The following is a 23,653-nucleotide window of genomic DNA, read 5'->3' as shown; positions in this document are numbered from 1 at the left end:
CTTTTTGTCAGGTCGAGCGCAGTCGAGACCTAATTAACCTCTTGACTGCGCTCGAGGAGACATTTACTATCTTACGCCAATTCTAAAGCAATTTCTATCATTTCTTTAAACGTTTGTTCTCTTTCTTCTGCAGTGGTTCTTTCTTTGGTTACCAAACTATCTGATATTGTTAAAATAGACAATGCGTTTACATTGTGTTTTGCTGCAACGGTATACAAACCGGCAGTTTCCATTTCTACACACAAAACGCCATATTCTGCCCATTTTTTATAACTATCAAATTCATCTGCGTAAAATTCATCTGAACTTAAAATTCCTCCTGCTTTTACAGTTATCTTTTTTTCTTTTGCAATTTCTATTGCTTTCTGAAACAATTTAAAACTTGCAGTTGGTGCATAATCTGCTCCGTTAAAACGGATGGTATTTAATCCTGAATTGGTAGAAGCTGCCATTGCTAAAACAATGTCTCTAATTTTTATATCTTTTTGATAAGAACCTGCAGAACCTACTCTAACCAGATTTTTAACTCCATATTCTGTAATTAATTCTGTACAATAAATTAAGGTAGACGGAATTCCCATTCCCGTGCCTTGCACAGATATTTCTTTACCGTTATAAGTGCCCGTAAAACCTAACATACCTCTCACATCATTATATTGCTTAATATCTTTTAAAAAAGTATCTGCAATCCATTTGGCTCTCATAGGATCTCCAGGCAACAAAACTGTTTCTGCTATTTCTCCTTTTTTTGCTTCGATATGAACACTCATAATTATTTATTTTAAATGAGTTAAAAACTCCAATTTACACCTTCTAAAAAAGAGGTTACTTTCTTTATTTTATTTTATTCCCAATTAAATTGGTAGAGATTGTTGTAAAGACCACAATACTTATAGAACTCAAAGGCATTAGAATTGCTGCCATTACAGGTATTAATTGCCCTGTTACTGCAAAATACAAGCCTATTACGTTATAACATAAAGAGAGCATAAAACTGTACTTGATTACTTTAATCGCTTTTTTTGATGCTTTAATGTACGTACCAATTTTATTGAATTTTGATGCATCTAAAATCCCATCACAAGCAGGAGAAAACACATTAATATTTTCTGATAAAGCAATACCAACATCACTTTTTGCTAAAGCACCAGCATCATTTAAACCATCTCCAATCATCATCACTTTTTGATCTTTTTGCTGAAGACCTGCAACGACATCTAATTTATCTTCTGGTTTTTGATTGAATAACAACTTGGTATCTTTTGGCAAGTTTTCTTCTAAATAAACTCTCTCACCTTCATTATCTCCAGAAACAACAGCTAAGTCATATCCCTTTTTTAAAGATTCGAATAACGGCTTCACCCCTTCTCTATAAGAGTTTTTAAAAGTAAATTTCCCTTTGTAAACCTCATTAAAACTAACATATACAGAGGTATCTAAAGCAGAGGAATCATCTGTATTTTTCACATAAGAAGAAGAGCCTAATTTTAATTTTACATCTTTACAACTTACTTCAATACCTTTTCCTACAATTTCTTTAAAATCGGAAATAGCGAGCACTTCTACTTCTCCTAAACTGTTATACAATGTTCTACTTAACGGATGATTAGAAGCCCTTAATGAACTTTTTAAAATACTTTTTTCTAGGTCATTTAACAGAATCCCATCGTAAGAAATAGTATTTTCTTTATGTGTTGTTAATGTACCTGTTTTATCAAAAATAATAGAATCTATAGCCGCCAACTGCTCTACAACCGTTGCATTCTTTAAGTAAAATTTTTCTTTACCAAAAATACGTAGCATATTCCCTAAAGTAAATGGAGCAGCTAAAGCAATTGCACAAGGACAAGCTATAATTAAAACTGCAGTAAATACATTTAACGCTTTACTTGCATCAAAAAACAACCAAAAGAAGGTTGATAGAAAAGCAACCAGTAAAACTAATATTGTAAAATTCTTACTAATCGTATCTGTAATGGTTTTAAAAGGTGATATACTATCTTTATTAAATACATCATTACTCCATAATTGCGTTAAGTAACTCTGAGAAACAGAAGCCAAAACTTCCATTTCTATGATTCCTGAAAGCTGTTTACCACCGGCAAATAATTTGTCTCCAGATTTCTTAGAAACGGGCTCTGCTTCTCCTGTAACAAAACTATAATCGATGTCTGCAGTTCCGTTAATAAGAATACCGTCTGTAGGAATTAATTCTTGATTTCTAATAAGCAACCTATCTCCTTTTTCTATATCATAAATAGCAACGTTCTCTTCTTTTCCTTTAGAGGTTATACGCGTAACTGCAATAGGAAAATAAGATTTATAATCACGCTCAAAAGACAAGAAATTATATGTTTTCTGCTGAAAAAACTTCCCTAGTAAAAGGAAGAAAACCAATCCGGTTAAACTGTCGAAAAAACCAGTTCCTAGATCGAAAATAATTTCTACAGTACTCCTTACAAATAACACAAAAATACCTAGTGCAATAGGAACATCAATATTTAATATTTTTGATCGCAACCCTTTGTAAGCAGAAACAAAATAACCTTGTCCCGCATAAAAAACAACCGGTAAAGAAAAGGCAAACATTAACCACCTAAAGAGCGTTTTATATTTCTCAATCCAAAAACCATCTACTTCAAAATACTCAGGAAAAGAAAGAAACATAACGTTTCCGAAAGCAAAACCAGCAATTCCTAATTTATAAATTAAACTTCTGTCTACTGCTTTTTTACCACCTTCATAATCATCTAAACTTATATAAGGTTCGTACCCAATAGAACTTATTAAAAGAACAATTTCTTTTAAAGTGATTTTATCAGAATTAAAAGTAACCCTTACTTGTTTCTTTGGAAAATCTACTTGAGACGAAGATATTTTATCATTTAGTTTGTGTAAGTTTTCTAATATCCAAATGCAAGAACTACAATGAATATGTGGTATATACAGCGTTGCAATTTGAGTATTCCCATCATTAAAATCCAATAATTTCTCCGCTATTTCTGCAGTATCTAGAAAATCATATTTTCCTTGAATTTCTATTGGGATTGCTCCGGGATTGTCTTGAAAATTGTAATAACAAGTTAAATCATTTTCAGAAAAAATTTCATAAACAGTTTTACAACCATTGCAACAAAAACTTTTTTCATCAAACTTTATTAAATTATCATCACAAGAATCACCACAGTGATAACATTGTGTAGATTTCATATTTACTCTTTTGCCTTTTGCAAATTTACAATAAGAATCATGTTTTAGAACATGATATATATCACATTTTTAATATATTTGACATCCAAATACCGTTAGTCATTATGAGTAAATGTGAGCAATGTATTATTCGTCAATTTAATTCCTTAAAACACTTAACTAAAGAAGAATTGGTTAAGATCTCTAACTGTAAAACATCTAAAATTATAAAAAAAGGAGAAGCTATTTTTGAGGAAGGAGAGCGATTAAAAGGTATTTTCTGCATAAAAGATGGTGTTTGCAAGATTTCTAAAATGAGTGAAAATGGTAGAAATCAAATTATTGGTTTGGTTACTAAAGGAGATTTATTAGGAGAGAGAAGTTTAATTTCTGACGAAGCATCTAACCTTAAAGCAGTTGCTTTAAATGATATGGAAATCTGTTTTATTCCTAAAGAAGAAATTTTAAAAGATTTATCTAAAAACCCAAACTTTACAATGGATGTGCTTAAAGATATGGCACAAACTTTAAAACAGGCTGATAACGTTATTGTAGATATGGCGCAAAAAACGGTAAAACAACGTTTAGCGGAAACACTTTTAAATCTGCATAAAAAATTTGGTACAAATACAGAAAACACTATAGATATTCACCTTTCTAGAGAAGATATTGCTAACATTATAGGAACAGCCACAGAGTCTGCAATTCGCTTGTTATCTGAATTAAAAAAGAAAAAAATTATTGAGTTTAAAGGAAAGGATATTTCAATATTGAATAGTGCTGAATTAGATAAAATTGCTCAAGGTTTTTAAAGCAAGAGCATTTCATTTTCATATATAAAAAAGGTGCATTTAACAATGCGCCTTTTTACGTTTTTACAGCAAGCTGATTGAATCAAAAATATTATAGAATACTTTTCTACAGCGAAAAGGAATTAATAACCTCAAAACTCTCTCAAAACCTAAAGCGCAATACCATGGCAAACTATTAAGATTCTAATGAAACTTATAAGCACAAAAAAAGCACCTCATAAATGAAGTGCTTTTCGCGGTCTGGACGGGACTCGAACCCGCGACCCCCTGCGTGACAGGCAGGTATTCTAACCAGCTGAACTACCAGACCGTTGCTTTAAGCGGTTGCAAATATACAATCTATTTTTACATACACAACAAAAAATAAGAAAAATTATTTATTTTTTTTTAGAACAACCAAAATATGTACTACCTAAATTTTAAGCACAAAAAAAGCACCTCATAAATGAAGTGCTTTTCGCGGTCTGGACGGGACTCGAACCCGCGACCCCCTGCGTGACAGGCAGGTATTCTAACCAGCTGAACTACCAGACCGTTGCTTTAAGCGGTTGCAAATATACAATCTATTTTTACATACACAACAAAAAATAAGAAAAATTATTTATTTTTTTTTCGACTAGTTAAATAAGAAGTCAAAATGGTATTGTATGCTTTATGAATATCAACCGGTACATAATCAATCTTATATTGTAAGCATTTACTTTTCAACTCATTAAAATAACCTTCAATCAATTCTTTATATTTTTCTCGAACATTTTCTGCATATAAATTAATTTCCTCACCAGTTTCTACATCTACAAACTTTTTTGGAACATTGTCAAAATTGAAGTTAAATTCTGTTTCACCATCATAAGTATGAAACAAAACAACTTCATGTTTATTAAATTTAAGATGTTTTAAAGCTTCAAAAAGTGCCTCATTGTTTTTATTTGCTTGAAACATATCTGTAAAAACAAAAATTAAAGAGCGTCTATGTATTTTCTCGGCAATTTCATGTAAGTATTTATAGGTTTCTGTAGTCGATTTAGAATTAGAAACCATTAATTCTTCTAATTGATGTAACAACATCTTTCTATGACGCTCACTCCCCTTTTCAGGTGCATAATATTCATACGAATCGGCATAAATACTTAACCCCACTGCATCTCGCTGTCTTTTTAAAATTTCCATTAAAGATGCCGCAGCTACAGCAGAAAACCCCACTTTATTTAAATTCCCTACCGTTTGCTTCCCAACAATAGGATAATGCATAGAAGCAGAATTATCTATAATAATATGGCATCTTAGGTTGGTTTCTTCCTCATACTTTTTAGTATACAACTTTTCTGTTTTTGCAAACAATTTCCAATCTATATGCCGTGTACTTTCTCCTTTGTTATATAATTTATGTTCAGAAAATTCTACAGAAAACCCGTGAAACGGACTCTTATGAATTCCGGTAATAAAACCTTCTACCACTTGTTTAGCAAGTAGGTCTAAGTTTTTTATTTCTGATGTAACTTCAGATAAATTCATCTTATTTTTTAATATTTTGAGCTCTTGTTAAATTATCTGTAGTTTGTAATAACTTTTTCAATAAAATAGGATTATAATCAGGGTTTTCTACTAAAAATTGGTTTAAAATATCATTTGCTTCCCGTGAAGAATATTGACCAATTGAGTTCGATAACCATCCTTTTGGAAAGAAAATATCTCCAGTTAACTGCACTTCTTCTAATGCATTTAAAATGGAGTTTAAATATTTTGTTCCTGCTTTTTGCCTCAATGGATGATGTATATTTCTCAATGCAGCTTCTACCCAAGATTCCTTTTCCCTGTTCTCTTTTTGTAAAAGTGATCTCATAAAATCATCTCTTACATTTTCATTATCAGAAAGAGAAGGCATTAACCAATTAAACCGTTCTAATCTATCATTATTGGTTATTTTGGCTTGTTGCTGATCTAAAATATCAGATGATTTAGGATGCTTAAAAATGGCTAATTTTATAGCTAAGGAAGTAAAATCATCCTCATTTAAGAGTACGTTTTTGATACGTTTATTTTCTTGCCAAATTTCATATAAATTTTCTTTTCCTTCTTCTGAAATAGCAATTTCTTGATACAACTTAAACAATGTTTTCTTAATATTCTTTGGCAATTCTTTTTCTAATAGCTTATATATCTGATGTTCTGTTTTATTCTGAACATCTTGTTGTTGCTCTTCTGTTAAGAAGCTCCAGAAAATAGTCTGAATTCTACCTGACAAATAACTTATGATTAGTTCATTTTTCTCAACTTGAATGGCATCCAAATAAATTTGATACATTTCTAATGGAGTAACTTCACCAATGAGCATATTTTCATATAAATTAATAAATTGAGATCCTCTAGAAACAGCATCTTTAACCACTTTATAAGTACCAATCTCTTTTTTATAAATAGGAAATACACCATAACCAAATCCGTTTGTATTGTATAGAACCAGACCTGGTTTAAAATCTTTTACTGCGGGTGTTATGTCAAAAGATTTCCCCATATTTTTGATGTTGATGATCTTCTCATATCCTCTTTTATCAATCAATTTAATTTTAAAAGATTGTGTCCATACTTTATCAGAACCGTCTTCTGCTTTTTGATGAATGATAAATTTAGTTACGTTTCCTTTTTCGTTCAACTCCACTTCTTCATAAAAAATAGCTCTTCCGGATGAATTTACCCAAACATCAGACCATTTTTTAATATCTCCTTCAGACTTCTCGTCTAAAATAGCAACCAACTCATTCCAATCTGCATTAGAGTTTGCATAGGTTTTTATATATTCTTGAATTCCTTCTTTAAAAGCTTCTTCTCCCAACAAATATTCTAACTGGCGCATCATAATTGGCGCTTTGTTATAAATTATTCTTCCGTATAAAGAACCTGCATTTTTTAAATTTCCTAAATACTGGCGAATCGCATTTGTTCCTTTTGTTCTATCTTCAGAATACGCGCTTGGGTAATGAGACATCATAAAGTTAAGCTCATGATTTACATCTGTAAAAACAGGATTCATAATTTTATCTGCCATAAAATTAGCAAACACTTCTTTCATCCAAACATCGTTAAACCACTTCATGGTTACCAAATCTCCAAACCACATGTGCGATGTTTCATGGGCTATTAATTTCGCTCTCCTTAATTTCGAATTTAGCGTGGCATTTTTATCTAAAAACAAAGACGATTGTCTGTATTGTATAGCCCCAACATGTTCCATTCCACCATACTGAAAAGGCGGAATTGCTGCAAAATCCATTTTTTGAAATGGAAATTTGACTTGTGTATATTCTTCAAGAAAATTGATTGATTGCTGATGAATGTTAAACACCTCATCTACACTTTCACTTATTTTTTCTTTATTATTTTCTCGATATAGAAAGCGCATATCAAAAGCACCAGGGTTTTTAGTTTCCTCTGTAAATTTACCTGCTACAAAAGAGAATAAATAGGTAGTCATTAAATCTGAAGATGTAAAAGTATGTTCTATAAAACCATCTACTTCTAAATTGCTTTCCTCAAAACCAGCCGCTAAAACTTTCCAATCCTTTGGTGCAGTAATTTTTAGATTATAGATTGCTTTTATATCTGGCTGATCAAAACAAGGGAACAAAGTACTTGCTCTATCCGGAACTAATAAGGTGTACAAGAACTCTTCGTTTCTGTTCAATGAGTTTTCTCCTGCATCAAAAAGTATTTCTATTGAGTTTTTAGCCAAACGCAATAACTTTTTATCAATGATAAGATGTTCTTTTTGATGATTTATTGCAGATGTAACTCCATTTACTTTTAAAGACTTCAACTTTGAAGCAGCTTCATTAAAATCTAAAAAAACATCATTTATTAGATCATTAATCGTAAAATTAAGGCTCAATTTAGAAGCAATCACTTTATCTCTTTCCTTCGGAATTTTAAAATCTAAACTATAAACAACATCAGCAATTTGCTGCTTTCTGTATTGAGCCAATTCAAAAGAGATGCCTTTTTCTAGTTTTAATTCACTCTCTTGTTTGGTGCAAGAAATTACAATTAAAAAGCACAAAAAATATAAATACGTTTTCATTTTATTTTGGAGTTTAAAATACCTCAATACATCCCGATAAAAAATCAAAATTACCCAATGTTAGATTCTACAACTGTCAGTAAGAGTAAATTTTAGAGGAGCGATAAAATTTGTTATGAGAATCTATTTCTCAATAACGAAACACCTAAAATAAAAAAAGGTTTGACGTTAGCCAAACCTTTATCTTATAAAAAAATGAATACTACTTATTATATAGCAGCATCAATTTTACCTGTATATACATTTTTAGGTGCAACCCCAACTTGCTTATCTACAACTTCTCCGTTCTTAAAGATTAAAACAGTTGGTATGTTACGTACTCCGTATTTTGCTGCAAATTCTTGGTTAGCATCAACGTCTACTTTACCTACAATAGCTTTTCCTTCGTACTCAGTATGAATTTCATCAACTATTGGTCCTACCATTCTACATGGTCCACACCAAGCTGCCCAAAAATCTACTAATACTGGTTTGTCAGATTTTAATACTAATTCGTCAAAGTTTGCGTCTGTTATTTCTAATGCCATCTTTATATTTTTAAAATTGTTATTTCTATTTCGAACTACAAAAGTAATCATTTTATTTACTTTGTTCTTTTCTAAAAAATTACTTTTTCTTATTTGTCTATAAATAGTAGTTATGCTTACAACCTAAAAAAATCTATAAAAAACGATATTCTCTAAAATAACTTCGATGCAATTGCCTGTATATTATCGCTTTTACCCATAGAGTAATAGTGTAAAAATGGTACGCCAGCTTCTTTTAATTCTTTAGATTGCTGAATAGCAAACTCTATACCAACCTGTCTTACCGCTTTATTGTCTTTACAACCTTCTACAGCATCAATTAAATCTTCTGGTAAATCAATTTTAAAAACTTGTGGTAAAACCTGTAAATGTCTTTTTACTGCCAATGGCTTAATACCTGGTATAATTGGCACCGTTATCCCTATTTCTCTTGCTTTTTTAACAAACTCGAAATACTTATTATTATCAAAAAACATTTGCGTCACCACGTAATCTGCACCTGCATCTACCTTTTGTTTTAAGCGTTTTAAATCTGTATTTAAAGATGGAGATTCCATATGCTTTTCCGGATATCCAGCAACCCCCACGCAAAAATCATAATTATGCTCTACTATAATGTCATCATGCAAATACTTTCCTTTATTTAAGTCAGATATTTGTTGCACCAAATCGCTCGCAAAGGCATTACCTCCTTGAGTTGCTTTAAAATAAGACTCATCTTTTCTAGCATCTCCTCTTAACGCAACCACGTTATCCAACCCTAAATAATGGCAATCAACCAAAACATATTCTGTTTCTTCTTTGGTAAAACCTCCACACAATAAATGCGGAATGGCATCTACCTGATATTTATGCATAATAGACGCACAAATACCAACAGTTCCAGGGCGCATTCTAGTAATTCTCTTGTCTAAAAGTCCGTTTCCTTTATCTACATAAACATACTCTTCTCTAGAAGTTGTTACGTCTATAAAAGGCGGGTTAAATTCCATTAAAGGATCTATATTATTATATAAATCTTGAATATTTTTTCCTTTTTGTGGCGGAATTACTTCAAAAGAAAATAACGTTTTTCCGTTTGCTTTTTTAATGTGATCTGTAACTTTCATTTCTGCTGAATTTATTTCAGTATTTAATAGAAATAAGCAACAACTAATGCCGAAAACGATAACAATAAAAACTGTAGAAGGAATTTTAATTCTATTCTATATCTTTTCATCTCTTAAATTTTCCGCAAAAATGTACTTTCCTATTGTATTATTTATTGATTTAAATGTAACAAATTGTTAATTTAATGTTTTATTCGTTTCTTGGGCGTTACCACAAGGGTCGCGCTTTACACTATATCTTTTTTTAAACAAAAAAAGGATGCCTTTTCAATCGCTAACGCTAGCTATTTAGTAGCTTTTTTACATCTTCAAAATCTTCTTGATATTCCCAATATATCCATCTCCCATCTACATAATCTGTTAAAATATATTTTTCACTTAAAGATTTAATTCTAGAAACTGCAATTAACTTCTTTCCAAATTTCTCTGCAGGAATATGTGTCATTATCTCCTTGTTATTTTTATCATAACCATGAGAAATAACATAACCTCCTAAATGTAATTCTATAAAATCCATATATACTCTCTTTGTCAGAATAGCCCTGAAAGGATTTAAAACCCTTTCAGGGTTAATTATTATTCTTAAACTAAATAGAACGCAACCATTTTTTGCCCTATTATAAAACTCTTATTTTATTCCTCTTCAAGTTGTAAAAACTAGAAGGATCTCAATAGTATAATTTACTATTCACCTTCGGAATATTAGGAGGTATTTTTATTCTTCTGCAAGTATTGGATGCAACCATTTTCTAGCTTTCTCCTTAGTAATACCTTTTCTTGTTGAATAATCGGTTACTTGATCATCTGTAATTTTACCCAAACCAAAATACTTAGATTCTTTGTTTGCAAAATAATATCCAGATACTGCTGCCGCTGGCCACATTGCCATACTTTCTGTTAATGTAACACCAATATTTTCTTCCACTTTAAGTAAATCCCAAATAGTTTCTTTTTCTAAATGATCCGGACACGCAGGATATCCTGGTGCAGGACGTATTCCCTTATAACTTTCTTTTATTAAATCATCATTGGTTAAACCTTCATCCGAATCAGAACCCCAATGCTTCGTTCTTACTTGCTTGTGTAAGTATTCTGCCATTGCTTCTGCAAAACGATCTGCAATTGCTTGCGCCATAATTGCATTGTAATCGTCTTCTTTAGCCTTATAACTTTCTGCCAATTCTTGTGCGCCAAAAATACCGACACAAAATACGCCTATATAATCTGTTCTCCCAGTTTCTTTTGGTGCAATAAAATCTGCCAAAGCATGGTTTGGTATGCCTTCTCTCTTTTTTAATTGTTGACGAAGCGTTCTAAAAATGGTAATTTCTTCACCTTTTTTCTGTACAGAAATATCATCGTCATTTATAGTATTTGCCTCAAACAAACCAAAAACAGCTTTTGGTTTTAGCAATTGTTTTGCAATAATTTCTTTAATCATTGCTTGTGCTTCTTCATACATTATTGAAGCTTGCTCACCAACAACCTCATCTGTTAAAATAGCTGGAAATTTACCGTGTAAATCCCAACTTCTAAAAAACGGACTCCAATCTATAAATGGTAATAATTCTTTTAAGCTTAATTGCTCTAAAGTTTGAACACCTAATTCATTAGGTTTTACAATTTCAGACGTTTTCCAATCAATTTTATATTTTCTATTACGTGCCTCTTTTATGGAGATGTATGACTTTTCTTTACCTCGTTTTAAAAATTTGGTTCTAAATTCATCATAATCTTTTTTCATTTTAGCAACATACGCATGAGATGTTTTTTTATTCAACAAATCACCCACAACAGTTACTGCTCTAGAAGCATCGTTTACATGTACAACGGCATTGGTATATTGTGTATCAATTTTTACAGCTGTATGTGCTTTAGAGGTTGTTGCACCACCAATTAATAAAGGCAATACAAAATTCTGACGTTGCATTTCTTTGGCTAGATACACCATTTCATCTAACGATGGTGTAATTAAACCAGATAATCCAATAGCATCTACACGTTCACTAATGGCCATTTCAATAATCTTTTCTGGCGGAACCATTACCCCTAAATCTACAATTTCGTAGTTATTACAAGCCAAAACAACACTTACAATATTTTTACCAATATCATGTACATCACCTTTTACAGTAGCCATTAATATCTTACCAACAGGCTCTTGCTTATCTCCTTTTTCTGCTTCAATAAACGGATTTAAATAACCAACTGCTTTTTTCATTACACGAGCAGATTTTACTACTTGTGGTAAAAACATTTTTCCGGCTCCAAATAAATCACCAACCACATTCATACCAATCATTAAATGACCTTCAATCACTTCAATTGGTGAGGTTGCTTCTTGTCTTGCTTGTTCTATATCTTCAATAATGAAAGCATCTATCCCTTTTACTAAAGCATGTGTAATTCTATCTTGTAAAGGATTTTCTCTCCAAGATAAATCAACCGTTTTTTCTACTTTAGAACCTTTTACAGTATCTGCAAAATCTAATAAACGTTCAGTTGCATCTTCTCTTCTATCTAAAATTACATCTTCTACACGTTCTAATAAATCTTTCGGAATGTTATCATACACTTCTAAAAGTGCAGGGTTTACAATTCCTATATTCATACCTGCTTGAATGGCATAATATAAGAAAACAGAATGCATAGCTTCTCTAACCCCATCATTTCCTCTAAAAGAAAACGATACGTTACTTACACCTCCACTAACACTTGCATTTGGTAAATTTTCTCTTACCCAACGTGTTGCTTCAATAAAATCGATAGCATTTCTTCTGTGCTCATCCATCCCTGTAGCAACGGGGAATATATTTAAATCAAAAATAATATCCTCACTAGGAAAACCAACTTCGTCTACTAAAATATCATACGAAGTTTTAGCAATTTCTATTCTACGCTCATAATTATCTGCTTGCCCTTCAGCATCAAAAGCCATTACAATTACGGCAGCACCATAACGTTTTATTTGTTTTGCTTCCCAAATAAATTTTTCTTTTCCTTCTTTAAGTGAAATAGAATTCACAACACATTTACCTTGCACAACTTGCAATCCAGCTTCTATAATTTCCCATTTAGAACTATCAATCATAATTGGTACTCTACAAATATCTGGCTCTGCTGCAATTAAATTTAGAAAACGAACCATAGCTTGTTTCCCATCAATTAAACCGTCATCAAAATTAATATCTATAATTTGCGCACCTCCATCTACTTGATGTCTTGCAATATCTAAAGCTTCATCAAATTGCTCGTTTTTTATCAATCTTAAAAACTTACGGGACCCTGCTACATTTGTACGTTCACCTACATTGATAAAGTTGCTATTTTCATTCAAGACTAGAGGTTCTAATCCTGATAAACGCATGTATTTTGTTTGTTTCACTTTCATTATATATAATGTTCTACAGTTAAAAATGGTTTCTAAAAATGATGCAATAATTCTTTTTATTGTTCACATTCATAAAAATTCCCTTAACCTTACTTTATAATCTTCAACTATTTCTCTATTTACTCGCACAATATATTTCTCACAATTTTTCAACTCATGAGAAACATATTCTTCCTCTAAAGAAATAATATTTTCGCCTTTTAAAAGCTAATTTTAATGTGTTTAAAGAAGCCTTCTTAATACTAAAAAGGCTGTATCTAAAATCACTTATCTTTTATTTATTTACAACAAATTCTCTTGGCTTGTACTTTGCTGCAATCGTTGCAATTTCTCTAATATGATCTGGACTTGTACCACAACATCCACCAATAATATTGATTAAATCTTTCTTTAAATATTCTTCTATTTGCTCACCCATTTCTTCCGCAGTTTCATCATACTCACCAAACGCATTTGGCAATCCTGCATTTGGATGTGCAGAAATAGCAAAATCTGTTTTATTAGCTATCGCTTGTAAATGCGGCTGCAATAAATTGGCTCCTAAAGCACAATTAAATCCTATAGATAATAACGGTATGTGAGATACAGAAATTAAAAATGCTTCTGCAGTTTGTCCAGATAAGGTTCTACCTGAAGCATCTGTAATGGTACCACTCAACATAATTGGAATCTCGATATTTCTTTCATCCTTTACCTCTTCTACGGCAAATAAAGCTGCTTTTGCATTTAAAGTGTCAAACACTGTTTCTATCAACAACAAATCTGCTCCACCATCTAACAAAGCTTCTGTTTGTTGCTTGTAAGCAATTCTTAATTCATCAAAAGTAACAGCTCTGTAACCAGGGTCATTTACATCTGGAGACATACTTGCAGTTCTGTTTGTTGGACCAATTGAACCTGCTACAAAACGTGGCTTGTGTGGCTCTTTTGCTGTAAACTCATTAGCTACTTCTTTGGCTATTTTTGCAGATTGATAATTTAGTTCATACACTAAATCTTCCATTTGATAATCTGCCATTGCAATAGTGGTTCCAGAAAAAGTATTGGTTTCTATAATATCTGCACCTGCCTCAAAATATTTAGCATGAATGGTTTTAATTGCCTCTGGTTGGGTAATAGATAACAAGTCGTTATTACCTTGTAATGGTGTTGGATAATCCTTAAAGCGTTCTCCTCTAAAATCATCTTCCGTGAATTTATAGGCTTGTAGCATAGTACCCATTGCACCATCTAAAACCAAAATTCTTTCTTGTAAAGCTTTGTATATATTTGACATTCCTGAAAATTAATTTTTGTGTTATCAGGAAAAGAAGAATTGAAACTTTTTCCGTTATCTCTCTGAAGATCTGAACCTAGTTCAGAAAGAATCAGTAGAAATTAGCACCTTCTTTAAAGATAAAGGGTTGCTAAGGCTTCCTCGGGTCTAATCCCTCAACCTTTCTTGATAACAATATTAAATAAATGAACTAATTTGCGTTACAAAGTAACGAACTTTTTTTTTGTTTTTATAATTTATTCATAGATATCTGAAGACAAGTAACGGTCTCCTCTATCACAAATAATAGCTACAATTACACCCTTATCTATAGAATTAGCAACTTTTAAAGCGGTAGCAACTGCACCTCCACTACTCATACCTGCAAAAATACCTTCTTCTTTTGCTAAACGAACAGTCATCTCTTTTGCTTCTTCTTCACTTACTTCTAATACTTGATCTATTTTTTTAGCTTTAAAAATAGCAGGCATATATTCTTCAGACCACTTTCTAATTCCAGGTATTTTAGCTCCTTCGGTTGGCTGTGCTCCAATAATCGTTATATTTTTATTCTGTAATTTTAAATAATCAGAAACTCCAGTAATAGTTCCAGTAGTTCCCATGGCAGATACAAAGTGAGTAACTTCTCCTTCTGTATCCCTCCAAATTTCTGGACCTGTTGTATTAAAGTGTGCCTTTGGGTTATCAAAATTATCAAATTGATTTAAGCGAAAATATCCTTTTTTATATTTCAATTTTAAAGCATAATCAATTGCACCTTCAATACCTTTATCTGCAGGAGTTAAAATAACTTTTGCCCCGTAAGCTCTCATTGTTTTAACACGTTCTATTGTAGAGTTTTCTGGCATTGTTAATACCATATTTACACCTAAAACCTTTGCCATTAATGCCAATGCGATTCCTGTGTTTCCGCTTGTTGCTTCTACTAAAGTATCCCCTTTCTTTATATTTTTTCTTTTAATAGCTTCAGAAATCATATAATAAGCTGCTCTATCTTTTACACTTCCACCAGGATTATTCCCTTCTAGTTTTAATAATAAAGTAACTCCATCTTTTTTTAAGATATTTTGCACCTCTACAAGTGGTGTATTTCCAACAAAATCTATGATACTTTTGGTTTTCATCTTAATTTCTTTTTTGAAAAATATTATTTTCTGATTGTACTGTAACCACCGAGTTTCCTGGAACTGATTCCATAATACAAACATTGGCTCCAATTACCGATTTTTCTCCAATCACAACATCGCCACCTAAAATAGTTGCATTTGCATAAATAACAACACCACTTTCTATGGTTGGATGTCTTTTTGTTGATGCTAAACTTTTCTTTACTTGAATTCCTCCTAAGGTAACTCCCTGAAAAATCTGCACATTATCTTTGATAACCGTAGTTTCTCCAATAACAATACCTGTTGCATGATCTATAAAAAACGAATCTCCTATTTCTGCTCCTGGATGAATATCTGTACCTGTTTTACTGTGTGCAAACTCACTCATTATTCTAGGAAAAACAGGAATTCCTAATTGTAACAATTGGTGACTTAAACGATAAACTGCAATGGCATAAAAACCTGGATATGCTAAATAAATTTCTTCTAAACTTTTAGCAGCAGGATCATTTTTTTCTGCAGCAGCAGCATCTAAATCTAATTTATAACGAATAGAAACAAAAGAACTTTCAAAATCATTCCACAAATTTTCTCCATTTTCTACGGATAGTCTTTCTAAAATTTTTAAAAACTTTAATCTGGTTTCTGCACCACTTTCAGACAAATGACGTTCATCAAACAAATTATTGATTAACTGTTTCGTAAAAATCTCTACAGCATCTCTTAAACACATGCTATAGTTTTTAAATGTAATTATCTGCTCTGTTTCTTTCATTTTAACCATTTACATTTCTGGCGCTAATGCTACTTCTAAACCATCCATTTCTGGTGTCATTTGTATCTGACATCCCAGTCTACTATTATCTTCTACATTAAATGCTTCTGCTAACATAGCATCTTCATCATCTGTCATTTCTGGTAATTCATGATCTGAATTTACATAACACTGGCAAGAAGCACACATGGCCATTCCGCCACAAATACCTATGGTACCTTCTTCTGCTAATTCGTAAGAACGAACAACTTCCATCAGGTTCATTGCCATGTCTGTTGGTGCTACAACTTCGTGCATTACACCGTTTCTATCAGTTATTTTTATATTGATGTCTTGCATCTATTTGTTTCTTTTATTGATATTGTCTGCAAAGTTACACAAACCTAACAAAAATTGGTTATAACTAAAAGGTATTTAAAAATTAGAATAAACACATTTTATACCTACAAGATTTAAAAAACCTTGCAGGATATTCTGTTTTATTATTGAATAGCTTTTACAACAGCTTTTGGTGCATCTTTTCTTGTTCCATCAAATCCTTCTACACCACCCACAGTAGTATATTTCATAACGTATTTCTTATCCGGAAAAATTCTTTGATATGCACTCTGACACATTAAAGTCGCTTCGTGAAAACCACAAAGAATCAATTTTAATTTACCAGGATATGTATTTACATCTCCAATAGCATAGATACCAGGAATATTTGTTTGATAATCTAAAGCATTATTCACTTTAATTGCATTTTTCTCAATTTCTAACCCCCAATTACCAATTGGACCTAATTTTGGAGACAATCCAAATAAAGGAATAAAATGATCTGTATCAACAATAAAAGCATCTTCGCCTTTTTTCTCTACCGCAACACCTGTAACTTTATCTGTACCAATAATTCCTTTTACCTCAGCAGGAGTTATCATTCTTATTTTTCCTAAATTCTTTAATTCTTGTACTTTTTCTACAGAATCTAAAGCACCTCTAAACTCATTTCTTCTGTGAATTAAAGTTACCTCTGAAGCTACATCAGACAAGAAAACAGCCCAATCTAAAGCAGAATCTCCACCACCAGAAATTACAACTTTTTTATTTCTATAAAATTCTGGCTCTTTAATAATATACTCAACACCTTTATCTTCAAAATCTGCAATATTAGGTATTAATGGTTTTCTTGGTTCAAAAGAACCTAAACCACCTGCAATTGCAACAATTTTAGCATGATGTTTTGTGCCTTTATTGGTTGTAACAATAAAAGTTCCGTCGTCTTGTTTATCAATAGTTTCTGCTCTTTCTCCTAATGTAAAACCAGGCTCAAATTGCTTTGTTTGTTCTATTAATTTATGTGTTAAATCTCCTGCTAAAATTTCTGGATATGCAGGAATATCATAAATAGGTTTCTTCGGATAAATCTCAGAACATTGCCCTCCAGGTTGCGGTAACGCATCAATTAAATGACATTTTAATTTTAATAAACCAGCTTCAAAAACTGTAAATAACCCCGTTGGTCCTGCTCCAATAATAAGTATGTCTGTTGTAATCATCTTAAGATTCTTTTTTCTCTATTAATCCTTTGGTGAATTCGTTTAGCGTTTCCACTTTTTCTTCGAAATCTCCTTTTATTGTTTTTCTAAATTCGTTTAGGTTCTTTACTAAATCATCTACGTTTTCAGGAATTACATCCTCAAAAAATTGACGTAACCTCTTAGCTGTTGTTGGCGATTTTCCGTTTGTAGAAATGGCTACTTTTACATTTCCTTTGGTTACAATTCCGCCCATATAAAAATCACAAAAAGGAGGATTATCAGCAACATTTACCAATATACTTCGCTTTCTACAATGTTTATAAACCTTTTCGTTTACTTCTGGAAACTCTGTTGTTGCTACAACAATATGTTTTCCTTTTAAGTAACGTTTATGATATTTTTCTTTGATCAATTTTACGTTTCCTTTCTTAGCTAATGTTTTTGTTCCTTCTCTAAACATAGGAGAAACCATTGTTACATTTGCATCTGGACTCGATTTTAATAAGAACGTTAATTTTTCTTCTGCTACAAAACCACCTCCAATTATTAAAACATGAAGGTTTTTTGCTTTTAAAAAAATAGGATATAAATTATTTCTTTCCATAAATCTATTCTTTTAAAGTACTTGCATATTGTTCTTGAATATCTAAAATTGCCTGACGATGTTTTACTACTTCCCCTAAAACAATAATTGCTGGGTTTTTCAATTCATTATCAGCAACAATTTTCTCAATGGTATCCACAGTTCCTATTCCCATTTTTTCTCTAGAAGTAGTACCTCTTTGAATAATTGCAACAGGCAAATTATTTTTACCTTCTGCTTGAAATAATTTAACAATTTGCGGCAACTTACTCATGCCCATTAACACCACAATCGTTGCGTTAGACTTTGCAGCCAACTCAATATCATTAGAAATTTTATGATCTTTTGTTGTTCCTGTAATTACCCAAAAACTTTCTGCACTACCACGTTTTGTAAGAGGTATATTTTGATAAGCCGCAACTGCTATTGATGATGAAATTCCTGGAACAACCGCTGTTTCTAGCCCAAAACTAGCTGCATATTCCATTTCTTCTGCTCCTCGTCCAAATATAAACGGATCACCACCTTTTAAACGAACTACATGTCCGCTTGCTTTTGCGCGCGCAACAATCAATTCGTTAATTTGTTCTTGCTGATATTTATAACACCCTCTACGTTTTCCTACAAAAATTTGTTCCGCATCGGGATTTATATATGCTAATAATTCTTCATTTACCAAAGCATCATATAAAACTACATCGGCTGTTTTTAAAACCTTAATGGCTTTTACTGTAATTAAATCGATATCTCCAGGGCCAGCACCTACAACTGTTAACTTTGGTATTTTAAAACTCATTTTTTTCTTTTATCACCTACTCTGCAATTGCAGTTTCTGCGTTTCTAAAAGCTCTTACTTTCTGTAAAAACGTATTTGCATCGCTAATATACTTCTTTGCAAATTCTTCTGTTGGTGCAAACTTATTAATTTGATAAATCAAATCTGAAAAAGAACCTCCTAAATCTATCTTTTCTGATGAAATAAAGAATTCATCGAACTGAGAAACAATACTTGCATGTGTATTTGTTTTCTTATCTGCCGCCAATAAAGATGCTTTTGCAGAATTTACAATAGATTGATATGCATAATAAATAGCTCCAGAATAGACTTTGTTTTCAAAAGCTTCATTAGCATTCTCAATTTTTTCATCACTTTCTAAAAACAAGGTAGCAATTAAATCGATTACAACACCTGCACATTCTCCAATTCCGATTTCTTTTACATATTTATCTGCCTCTCCCCAATCGATAAAATCTTCTTGAGTTAAATTAGTAACATCTTGTAAATCGTTTAATAAATCATAAAAATAACGTTCTCCTGTAACTTTATAATACTCTACAAATGATTTTCCATCTGCATTTGCTTCAAAATCGTTAAAAATTCTACGCAATGCTTCTGGTCCTCTTTTACTTGGTACTTTTACTACTTTATCTGCAAATAATGCATTTCCGTTTCCTAAGTTTCCACCACCTAATAAAACTTGTAACGCTGGCGCCACTAATTTATCTGGTGTTCTAACCGTCATTCCTTGAAAGCCGATGTTTGCCATATTGTGTTGTCCACAAGCATTCATACAACCACTAATCTTAATAACAAGATCTTCGTTTTTTAAATACTGAGGATACTCTGCTGCAATTACTTTTTCTAATTCTGCTGCAATACCTGTACTACTTGCAATACCTAAATTACACGTATCAGTTCCTGGGCACGCTGTAATATCTACCGCTTTATTATAACCCGCTTCTACAAAACCTAATTTTTCTAATTCTTGATAGAAATAAGGAACTAAATCTTCCTTTACAAAAGGGATTACAATATTCTGACGCAAGGTTAAACGAATTTCTCCAGCAGCATATGTATCTACTAAATCTGCTAATAAACGTGCTTTATCCGTATAAAAATCTCCTAATAAAACTTTAATTCCGATAGCTACATAACCTGCTTGTTTTTGCGGAATTAAGTTGGTAGATTTCCATAACTCAAATGCTTCTTGATTTTTTATCTCTACTTTTGGAGCATCAACAGAAACTGGAGTTGACGCAACATAACCTTCTGCATCAATTGCAACCGTTTTTAATGCAATTGCATTTTGTTCTTGCGCTACCAATTCTTTAAAAGCTTCTAAACCGATATCTTTTAGTAAGAATTTCATTCTTGCTTTGGCTCTACTTTTACGTTCACCATAACGATCAAAAACTCTTAAAACACCTTCCATTACTGGAATTATTTTATCTGAAGGTAAAAACTCATATAAAGTTTCTGCATGTCTTGGCTGAGAACCTAATCCTCCTGCAACCATCACTTTAAAACCTCTTACTCCGTTTTCTATTTTAGCAATAAATCCTAAATCGTGTAAATAAGACAAACCTGTATCTTCATCCGTAGAAGAAAAAGAAACCTTGAATTTACGTCCCATTTCTTGACAAATAGGGTTACGTAAAAAGAATTTATATAATGCATCCGCATACGGAGAAACATCAAAAGGCTCATTAACATCAATTCCAGCAGTTTCTGATGCAGTAACATTTCTTACCACATTACCACAGGCTTCACGCAACGTAACATCATCTCTTTCTAATTCCGCCCATAATTCTGGAGTTCTTTGTAAATCTACATAGTGAATTTGAATATCTTGACGTGTTGTAATATGCAATCTTCCTCTAGAATACTCATCAGAAACTTCAGAAATTCTACGTAATTGATTACTCATTACTTTACCATAAGGCAATTTAATACGAATCATTTGTACGCCTTCTTGACGCTGACCGTAAACACCTCTTGCTAAACGTAAACTTCTAAATTTTTCTTCGTCTATTTGTAAATTATTAAATGCTGCAATTTTATCTGCTAATTCAATAATATCTCTTTCTACAACTGGATTCTCTATTTCGGTTCTAAAACTTTGCATTCTTTCTTAGTATTAAGTAGTTAGAATAAAGTATTAAGAAATTTAATACCTCAACTTTTCTACAATATATTTTACTTTGTACTATCTACTTTATTCTTAAATCTTTTTACTTAATAAAACCTACACCAACTGTATTGTTCGTTTTTGAGTCAATCAAAATAAAAGATCCATTAGACTTATTATCTTTATAAGAGTCTACCAATAATGGTTTGCTTAATTTTAATTGTATGTCTCCTATTTGGTTTAAAACTAATTCTGATGGATTTTCTTCAATACCTGAAAAATCAGTTTTTATAATACTAGACAATTGAGTGATTTTTGCCTGCGCATCATTTACACCATGTTTTATATAGTATTTTTGAGAAGCTTGTAAAGGCTCTTTATCCATCCAACAAATCGTTGCGTTTAATTGTTTTGCAATAGTTGGCTCTTCATTTACTTTTACCAACATATCTCCTCTACTTACATTTACATTATCTTCTAAAGTAATAGTAACAGAGCTTCCTCTTTTTGCAGTTTTAAATTCTTTATCGAAGAAATTAATCGTCTTAATTTTCGATTTTGTTTGAGAAGGTAAAACAGCAATTTCATCTCCAACAGATAAATCTCCACCATAAATTTTACCAGCATATCCTCTAAAATCATGATATTCTTCTGTCTTTGGTCTGATTACTGTTTGTACAGGAAAACGAGTTTGAGAAGCATCATTAATATCTTCTACATCCAATCTCTCTAAATGATGCATTAAAGTTTCTCCTTTATACCAAGGGGTATTTTCAGATTTATGAACCACATTATCTCCTTGTAAAGCAGACATTGGTATGAAGGTTAAATTCTGCCCCTTATACTCACTCTTACTTGCTAAATATTCTATTTCACTTTTGATGGTGTTGTATTTCTCTTCAGAAAAATCAACTAAATCCATTTTATTTATGGCAATTACAACGTCTTTAATTCTCAATAAATTATTGATAAAAAAGTGTCTGTATGTTTGTTCTATAACTCCGTTTCTTGCATCAATTAAAACAATAGAAGCTTGTGCTGTTGATGCACCTGTAACCATGTTTCTTGTATACTCAATATGACCAGGAGTATCTGCAATAATGAAACTTTTTGAAGGTGTAGAAAAATAGATATGTGCAACATCAATAGTAATTCCTTGTTCACGTTCTGCTACTAAACCATCCGTTGCTAAAGAAAAATCTAAATAGTCAAAACCGCGTTGTCTACTTTTTTCTTCTATTGCTTCTAATTTATCGTCAGTCAATGATTTTGTATCGTATAAAATACGACCAATTAAGGTACTCTTACCATCATCTACACTACCTGCTGTTGCTATTTTTAGTACTTTCATTTTTTTTTTGAGCTGTTGGCTTTTCGCTAAATAGCTATTCGCCTAATTTTATATTCTTTTATTTATACTGATGACTAATTGCCAAAAGCGAAATGTGAAAAATTTGTAAAACAAATTTTTAAAAATACCCTTGTTGTTTTCTTTTCTCCATTGCAGCTTCAGAACGTTTATCATCTATTCTTGCGCCTCTTTCTGAAATTGAAGAATCTCTAATTTCTTCTACAACTTTTGCAATATCGACTGCGTCGGATAAAACTGCTGCTGTACAACTCATATCTCCAACAGTTCTAAAACGAACCATTCTTTCTTCTACAACTTCTTCTTCATCTCTAAAAACAACGGCATCATCTGCAGACCAAATCATTCCGTCTCTCACAAAAATATTTCTTTTATGTGCAAAATAGATTGATGGAATTTCGATATCTTCTTGTTCTATATAAGACCAAACGTCTAATTCTGTCCAATTAGAAATTGGAAAAACACGAACATTCTGCCCTAAATCTATACGTCCGTTTAACATATCAAATACTTCTGGACGTTGGTTTTTTTCATCCCACTGACCAAAATCATCTCTTACAGAAAAGATTCTTTCTTTAGCTCTTGCTTTTTCTTCATCTCTTCTTGCTCCACCAATACAAGCATCAAAACCAAACTCTTCAATTGCATCTAACAACGTTTCTGTTTGCAACATATTTCTACTTGCATATCTACCAGTTTCTTCTTTTACTCTACCAGAATCTATATTGTCTTGTACATTTCTTACAATTAACTCAACGCCTAATTCTTTTGCCAAACGATCTCTAAACTCTATTGTTTCAGGAAAGTTATGACCTGTATCAATATGCATTAAAGGAAAAGGAATTTTTGCAGGATAAAATGCTTTTTGTGCCAAACGCACTAAAGTTATACTGTCTTTTCCTCCTGAAAATAATAAAACAGGTTTTTCAAACTGCGCTACTACTTCTCTAAAAATATAAATTGCTTCACTTTCTAAAGCATCTACTTGTATTGTTTCTTGACTCATAAT

At 31.9% G+C, this 23,653-nt stretch carries 19 protein-coding genes, 2 tRNA genes and 1 riboswitch; of the genes, 1 reads left to right on the top strand and 20 read right to left on the bottom strand.

Translation table 11 applies throughout. The annotated features are described in order from the left end of the window. Positions 1-71: 71 nt before the first annotated feature. Together deoD and WG945_RS13495 are read right to left on the bottom strand one after the other, a co-directional pair. Positions 72-770, bottom strand: a complete 699-nt coding sequence (gene deoD, locus WG945_RS13500; RefSeq protein ID WP_068450337.1) for a purine-nucleoside phosphorylase — start codon at positions 768-770, stop codon at positions 72-74. 64 nt (positions 771-834) lie between these two features. Continuing rightward, positions 835-3,210, bottom strand: coding sequence for a heavy metal translocating P-type ATPase (locus tag WG945_RS13495; RefSeq protein ID WP_068450335.1), 2,376 nt, complete (start codon positions 3,208-3,210; stop codon positions 835-837). 104 nt (positions 3,211-3,314) lie between these two features. On the opposite strand from WG945_RS13495, the gene WG945_RS13490 reads away from it, so the two are divergent. After that, positions 3,315-4,001 (top strand): Crp/Fnr family transcriptional regulator, encoded by a 687-nt coding sequence (locus WG945_RS13490; RefSeq protein WP_068450333.1) that lies wholly within the window; start codon positions 3,315-3,317, stop codon positions 3,999-4,001. Between the two features lie 236 nt (positions 4,002-4,237). Here the strand turns inward: WG945_RS13490 and WG945_RS13485 are convergent. The 18 genes from WG945_RS13485 to cysD form a co-directional block, all read right to left on the bottom strand. Next, positions 4,238-4,311, bottom strand: a tRNA-Asp gene (locus WG945_RS13485). A gap of 150 nt (positions 4,312-4,461) precedes the next feature. Next, positions 4,462-4,535, bottom strand: a tRNA-Asp gene (locus WG945_RS13480). A gap of 63 nt (positions 4,536-4,598) precedes the next feature. After that, the gene (locus WG945_RS13475) at positions 4,599-5,516 is read right to left on the bottom strand and encodes a DUF58 domain-containing protein (RefSeq protein ID WP_068450331.1); all 918 of its coding nucleotides are present in this window, start codon (positions 5,514-5,516) and stop codon (positions 4,599-4,601) included. Position 5,517: 1 nt separating this feature from the next. Continuing rightward, entirely contained in the window at positions 5,518-8,076 is a 2,559-nt protein-coding gene (locus tag WG945_RS13470; protein WP_068450329.1) for a M1 family metallopeptidase, read from the bottom strand. Between the two features lie 209 nt (positions 8,077-8,285). Next, positions 8,286-8,654: a thioredoxin gene (gene trxA / locus WG945_RS13465; RefSeq protein ID WP_157603661.1), complete on the bottom strand. Its 369-nt coding sequence runs from the start codon at positions 8,652-8,654 to the stop codon at positions 8,286-8,288. 101 nt (positions 8,655-8,755) lie between these two features. Continuing rightward, the gene (gene metF, locus WG945_RS13460; protein WP_068450327.1) at positions 8,756-9,712 is read right to left on the bottom strand and encodes a methylenetetrahydrofolate reductase [NAD(P)H]; all 957 of its coding nucleotides are present in this window, start codon (positions 9,710-9,712) and stop codon (positions 8,756-8,758) included. Between the two features lie 280 nt (positions 9,713-9,992). Further along, positions 9,993-10,229: a hypothetical protein gene (locus WG945_RS13455; RefSeq protein ID WP_068450325.1), complete on the bottom strand. Its 237-nt coding sequence runs from the start codon at positions 10,227-10,229 to the stop codon at positions 9,993-9,995. A gap of 198 nt (positions 10,230-10,427) precedes the next feature. Further along, positions 10,428-13,103 (bottom strand): methionine synthase, encoded by a 2,676-nt coding sequence (metH, locus tag WG945_RS13450; protein WP_068450323.1) that lies wholly within the window; start codon positions 13,101-13,103, stop codon positions 10,428-10,430. A 274-nt stretch (positions 13,104-13,377) separates the two neighbouring features. Next, on the bottom strand, positions 13,378-14,379 hold the full coding sequence (locus WG945_RS13445) for a homocysteine S-methyltransferase family protein (RefSeq protein WP_068450320.1): 1,002 nt from the start codon (positions 14,377-14,379) through the stop codon (positions 13,378-13,380). Between the two features lie 51 nt (positions 14,380-14,430). After that, positions 14,431-14,554: riboswitch (SAM riboswitch) on the bottom strand. Between the two features lie 61 nt (positions 14,555-14,615). Further along, entirely contained in the window at positions 14,616-15,503 is an 888-nt protein-coding gene (cysM, locus tag WG945_RS13440) for a cysteine synthase CysM (protein ID WP_068450319.1), read from the bottom strand. A gap of 1 nt (position 15,504) precedes the next feature. Continuing rightward, positions 15,505-16,263 (bottom strand): serine O-acetyltransferase EpsC, encoded by a 759-nt coding sequence (gene epsC / locus WG945_RS13435; protein ID WP_068450391.1) that lies wholly within the window; start codon positions 16,261-16,263, stop codon positions 15,505-15,507. Positions 16,264-16,272: 9 nt separating this feature from the next. Continuing rightward, the gene (locus WG945_RS13430; protein WP_068450316.1) at positions 16,273-16,602 is read right to left on the bottom strand and encodes a 2Fe-2S iron-sulfur cluster-binding protein; all 330 of its coding nucleotides are present in this window, start codon (positions 16,600-16,602) and stop codon (positions 16,273-16,275) included. Between the two features lie 143 nt (positions 16,603-16,745). After that, entirely contained in the window at positions 16,746-17,801 is a 1,056-nt protein-coding gene (locus tag WG945_RS13425) for an NAD(P)/FAD-dependent oxidoreductase (RefSeq protein WP_068450314.1), read from the bottom strand. Between the two features lies 1 nt (position 17,802). After that, entirely contained in the window at positions 17,803-18,387 is a 585-nt protein-coding gene (locus WG945_RS13420; protein WP_068450311.1) for a precorrin-2 dehydrogenase/sirohydrochlorin ferrochelatase family protein, read from the bottom strand. A 4-nt stretch (positions 18,388-18,391) separates the two neighbouring features. Further along, the gene (cobA, locus tag WG945_RS13415; protein WP_068450309.1) at positions 18,392-19,162 is read right to left on the bottom strand and encodes a uroporphyrinogen-III C-methyltransferase; all 771 of its coding nucleotides are present in this window, start codon (positions 19,160-19,162) and stop codon (positions 18,392-18,394) included. 16 nt (positions 19,163-19,178) lie between these two features. Next, positions 19,179-21,272 carry a HEPN domain-containing protein gene (locus WG945_RS13410; RefSeq protein ID WP_068450307.1) on the bottom strand — a complete coding sequence of 698 codons (2,094 nt, stop codon included), beginning with the start codon at positions 21,270-21,272 and terminating at the stop codon, positions 19,179-19,181. Between the two features lie 106 nt (positions 21,273-21,378). Beyond that, positions 21,379-22,626 carry a sulfate adenylyltransferase subunit 1 gene (locus WG945_RS13405; RefSeq protein WP_068450305.1) on the bottom strand — a complete coding sequence of 416 codons (1,248 nt, stop codon included), beginning with the start codon at positions 22,624-22,626 and terminating at the stop codon, positions 21,379-21,381. 118 nt (positions 22,627-22,744) lie between these two features. After that, a complete protein-coding gene (cysD, locus tag WG945_RS13400) occupies positions 22,745-23,650 on the bottom strand; it encodes a sulfate adenylyltransferase subunit CysD (protein WP_068450304.1) in 906 nt (301 codons plus the stop codon). Between the last annotated feature and the right edge of the window lie 3 nt (positions 23,651-23,653).

It is taken from the genome of Polaribacter atrinae, from assembly GCF_038023995.1.
In the GTDB taxonomy this organism is placed as follows: Bacteria; Bacteroidota; Bacteroidia; order Flavobacteriales; family Flavobacteriaceae; genus Polaribacter; species Polaribacter atrinae.
The sequence above is the reverse complement of the archived record's forward strand: the minus strand, read 5'-3'. Positions and strand labels throughout refer to the sequence as shown.

Bases quoted from the DNA above. Each gene is read 5' to 3' on its own strand.
- deoD (WP_068450337.1), bottom strand. From the start codon at position 770: ATGAGTGTTCATATCGAAGCAAAAAAAGGAGAAATAGCAGAAACAGTT.
- WG945_RS13495 (WP_068450335.1), bottom strand. From the start codon at position 3,210: ATGAAATCTACACAATGTTATCACTGTGGTGATTCTTGTGATGATAAT.
- WG945_RS13490 (WP_068450333.1), top strand. From the start codon at position 3,315: ATGAGTAAATGTGAGCAATGTATTATTCGTCAATTTAATTCCTTAAAA.
- WG945_RS13475 (WP_068450331.1), bottom strand. From the start codon at position 5,516: ATGAATTTATCTGAAGTTACATCAGAAATAAAAAACTTAGACCTACTT.
- WG945_RS13470 (WP_068450329.1), bottom strand. From the start codon at position 8,076: ATGAAAACGTATTTATATTTTTTGTGCTTTTTAATTGTAATTTCTTGC.
- trxA (WP_157603661.1), bottom strand. From the start codon at position 8,654: ATGATTACTTTTGTAGTTCGAAATAGAAATAACAATTTTAAAAATATA.
- metF (WP_068450327.1), bottom strand. From the start codon at position 9,712: ATGAAAGTTACAGATCACATTAAAAAAGCAAACGGAAAAACGTTATTT.
- WG945_RS13455 (WP_068450325.1), bottom strand. From the start codon at position 10,229: ATGGATTTTATAGAATTACATTTAGGAGGTTATGTTATTTCTCATGGT.
- metH (WP_068450323.1), bottom strand. From the start codon at position 13,103: ATGAAAGTGAAACAAACAAAATACATGCGTTTATCAGGATTAGAACCT.
- WG945_RS13445 (WP_068450320.1), bottom strand. From the start codon at position 14,379: ATGTCAAATATATACAAAGCTTTACAAGAAAGAATTTTGGTTTTAGAT.
- cysM (WP_068450319.1), bottom strand. From the start codon at position 15,503: ATGAAAACCAAAAGTATCATAGATTTTGTTGGAAATACACCACTTGTA.
- epsC (WP_068450391.1), bottom strand. From the start codon at position 16,263: ATGAAAGAAACAGAGCAGATAATTACATTTAAAAACTATAGCATGTGT.
- WG945_RS13430 (WP_068450316.1), bottom strand. From the start codon at position 16,602: ATGCAAGACATCAATATAAAAATAACTGATAGAAACGGTGTAATGCAC.
- WG945_RS13425 (WP_068450314.1), bottom strand. From the start codon at position 17,801: ATGATTACAACAGACATACTTATTATTGGAGCAGGACCAACGGGGTTA.
- WG945_RS13420 (WP_068450311.1), bottom strand. From the start codon at position 18,387: ATGGAAAGAAATAATTTATATCCTATTTTTTTAAAAGCAAAAAACCTT.
- cobA (WP_068450309.1), bottom strand. From the start codon at position 19,162: ATGAGTTTTAAAATACCAAAGTTAACAGTTGTAGGTGCTGGCCCTGGA.
- WG945_RS13410 (WP_068450307.1), bottom strand. From the start codon at position 21,272: ATGCAAAGTTTTAGAACCGAAATAGAGAATCCAGTTGTAGAAAGAGAT.
- WG945_RS13405 (WP_068450305.1), bottom strand. From the start codon at position 22,626: ATGAAAGTACTAAAAATAGCAACAGCAGGTAGTGTAGATGATGGTAAG.
- cysD (WP_068450304.1), bottom strand. From the start codon at position 23,650: ATGAGTCAAGAAACAATACAAGTAGATGCTTTAGAAAGTGAAGCAATT.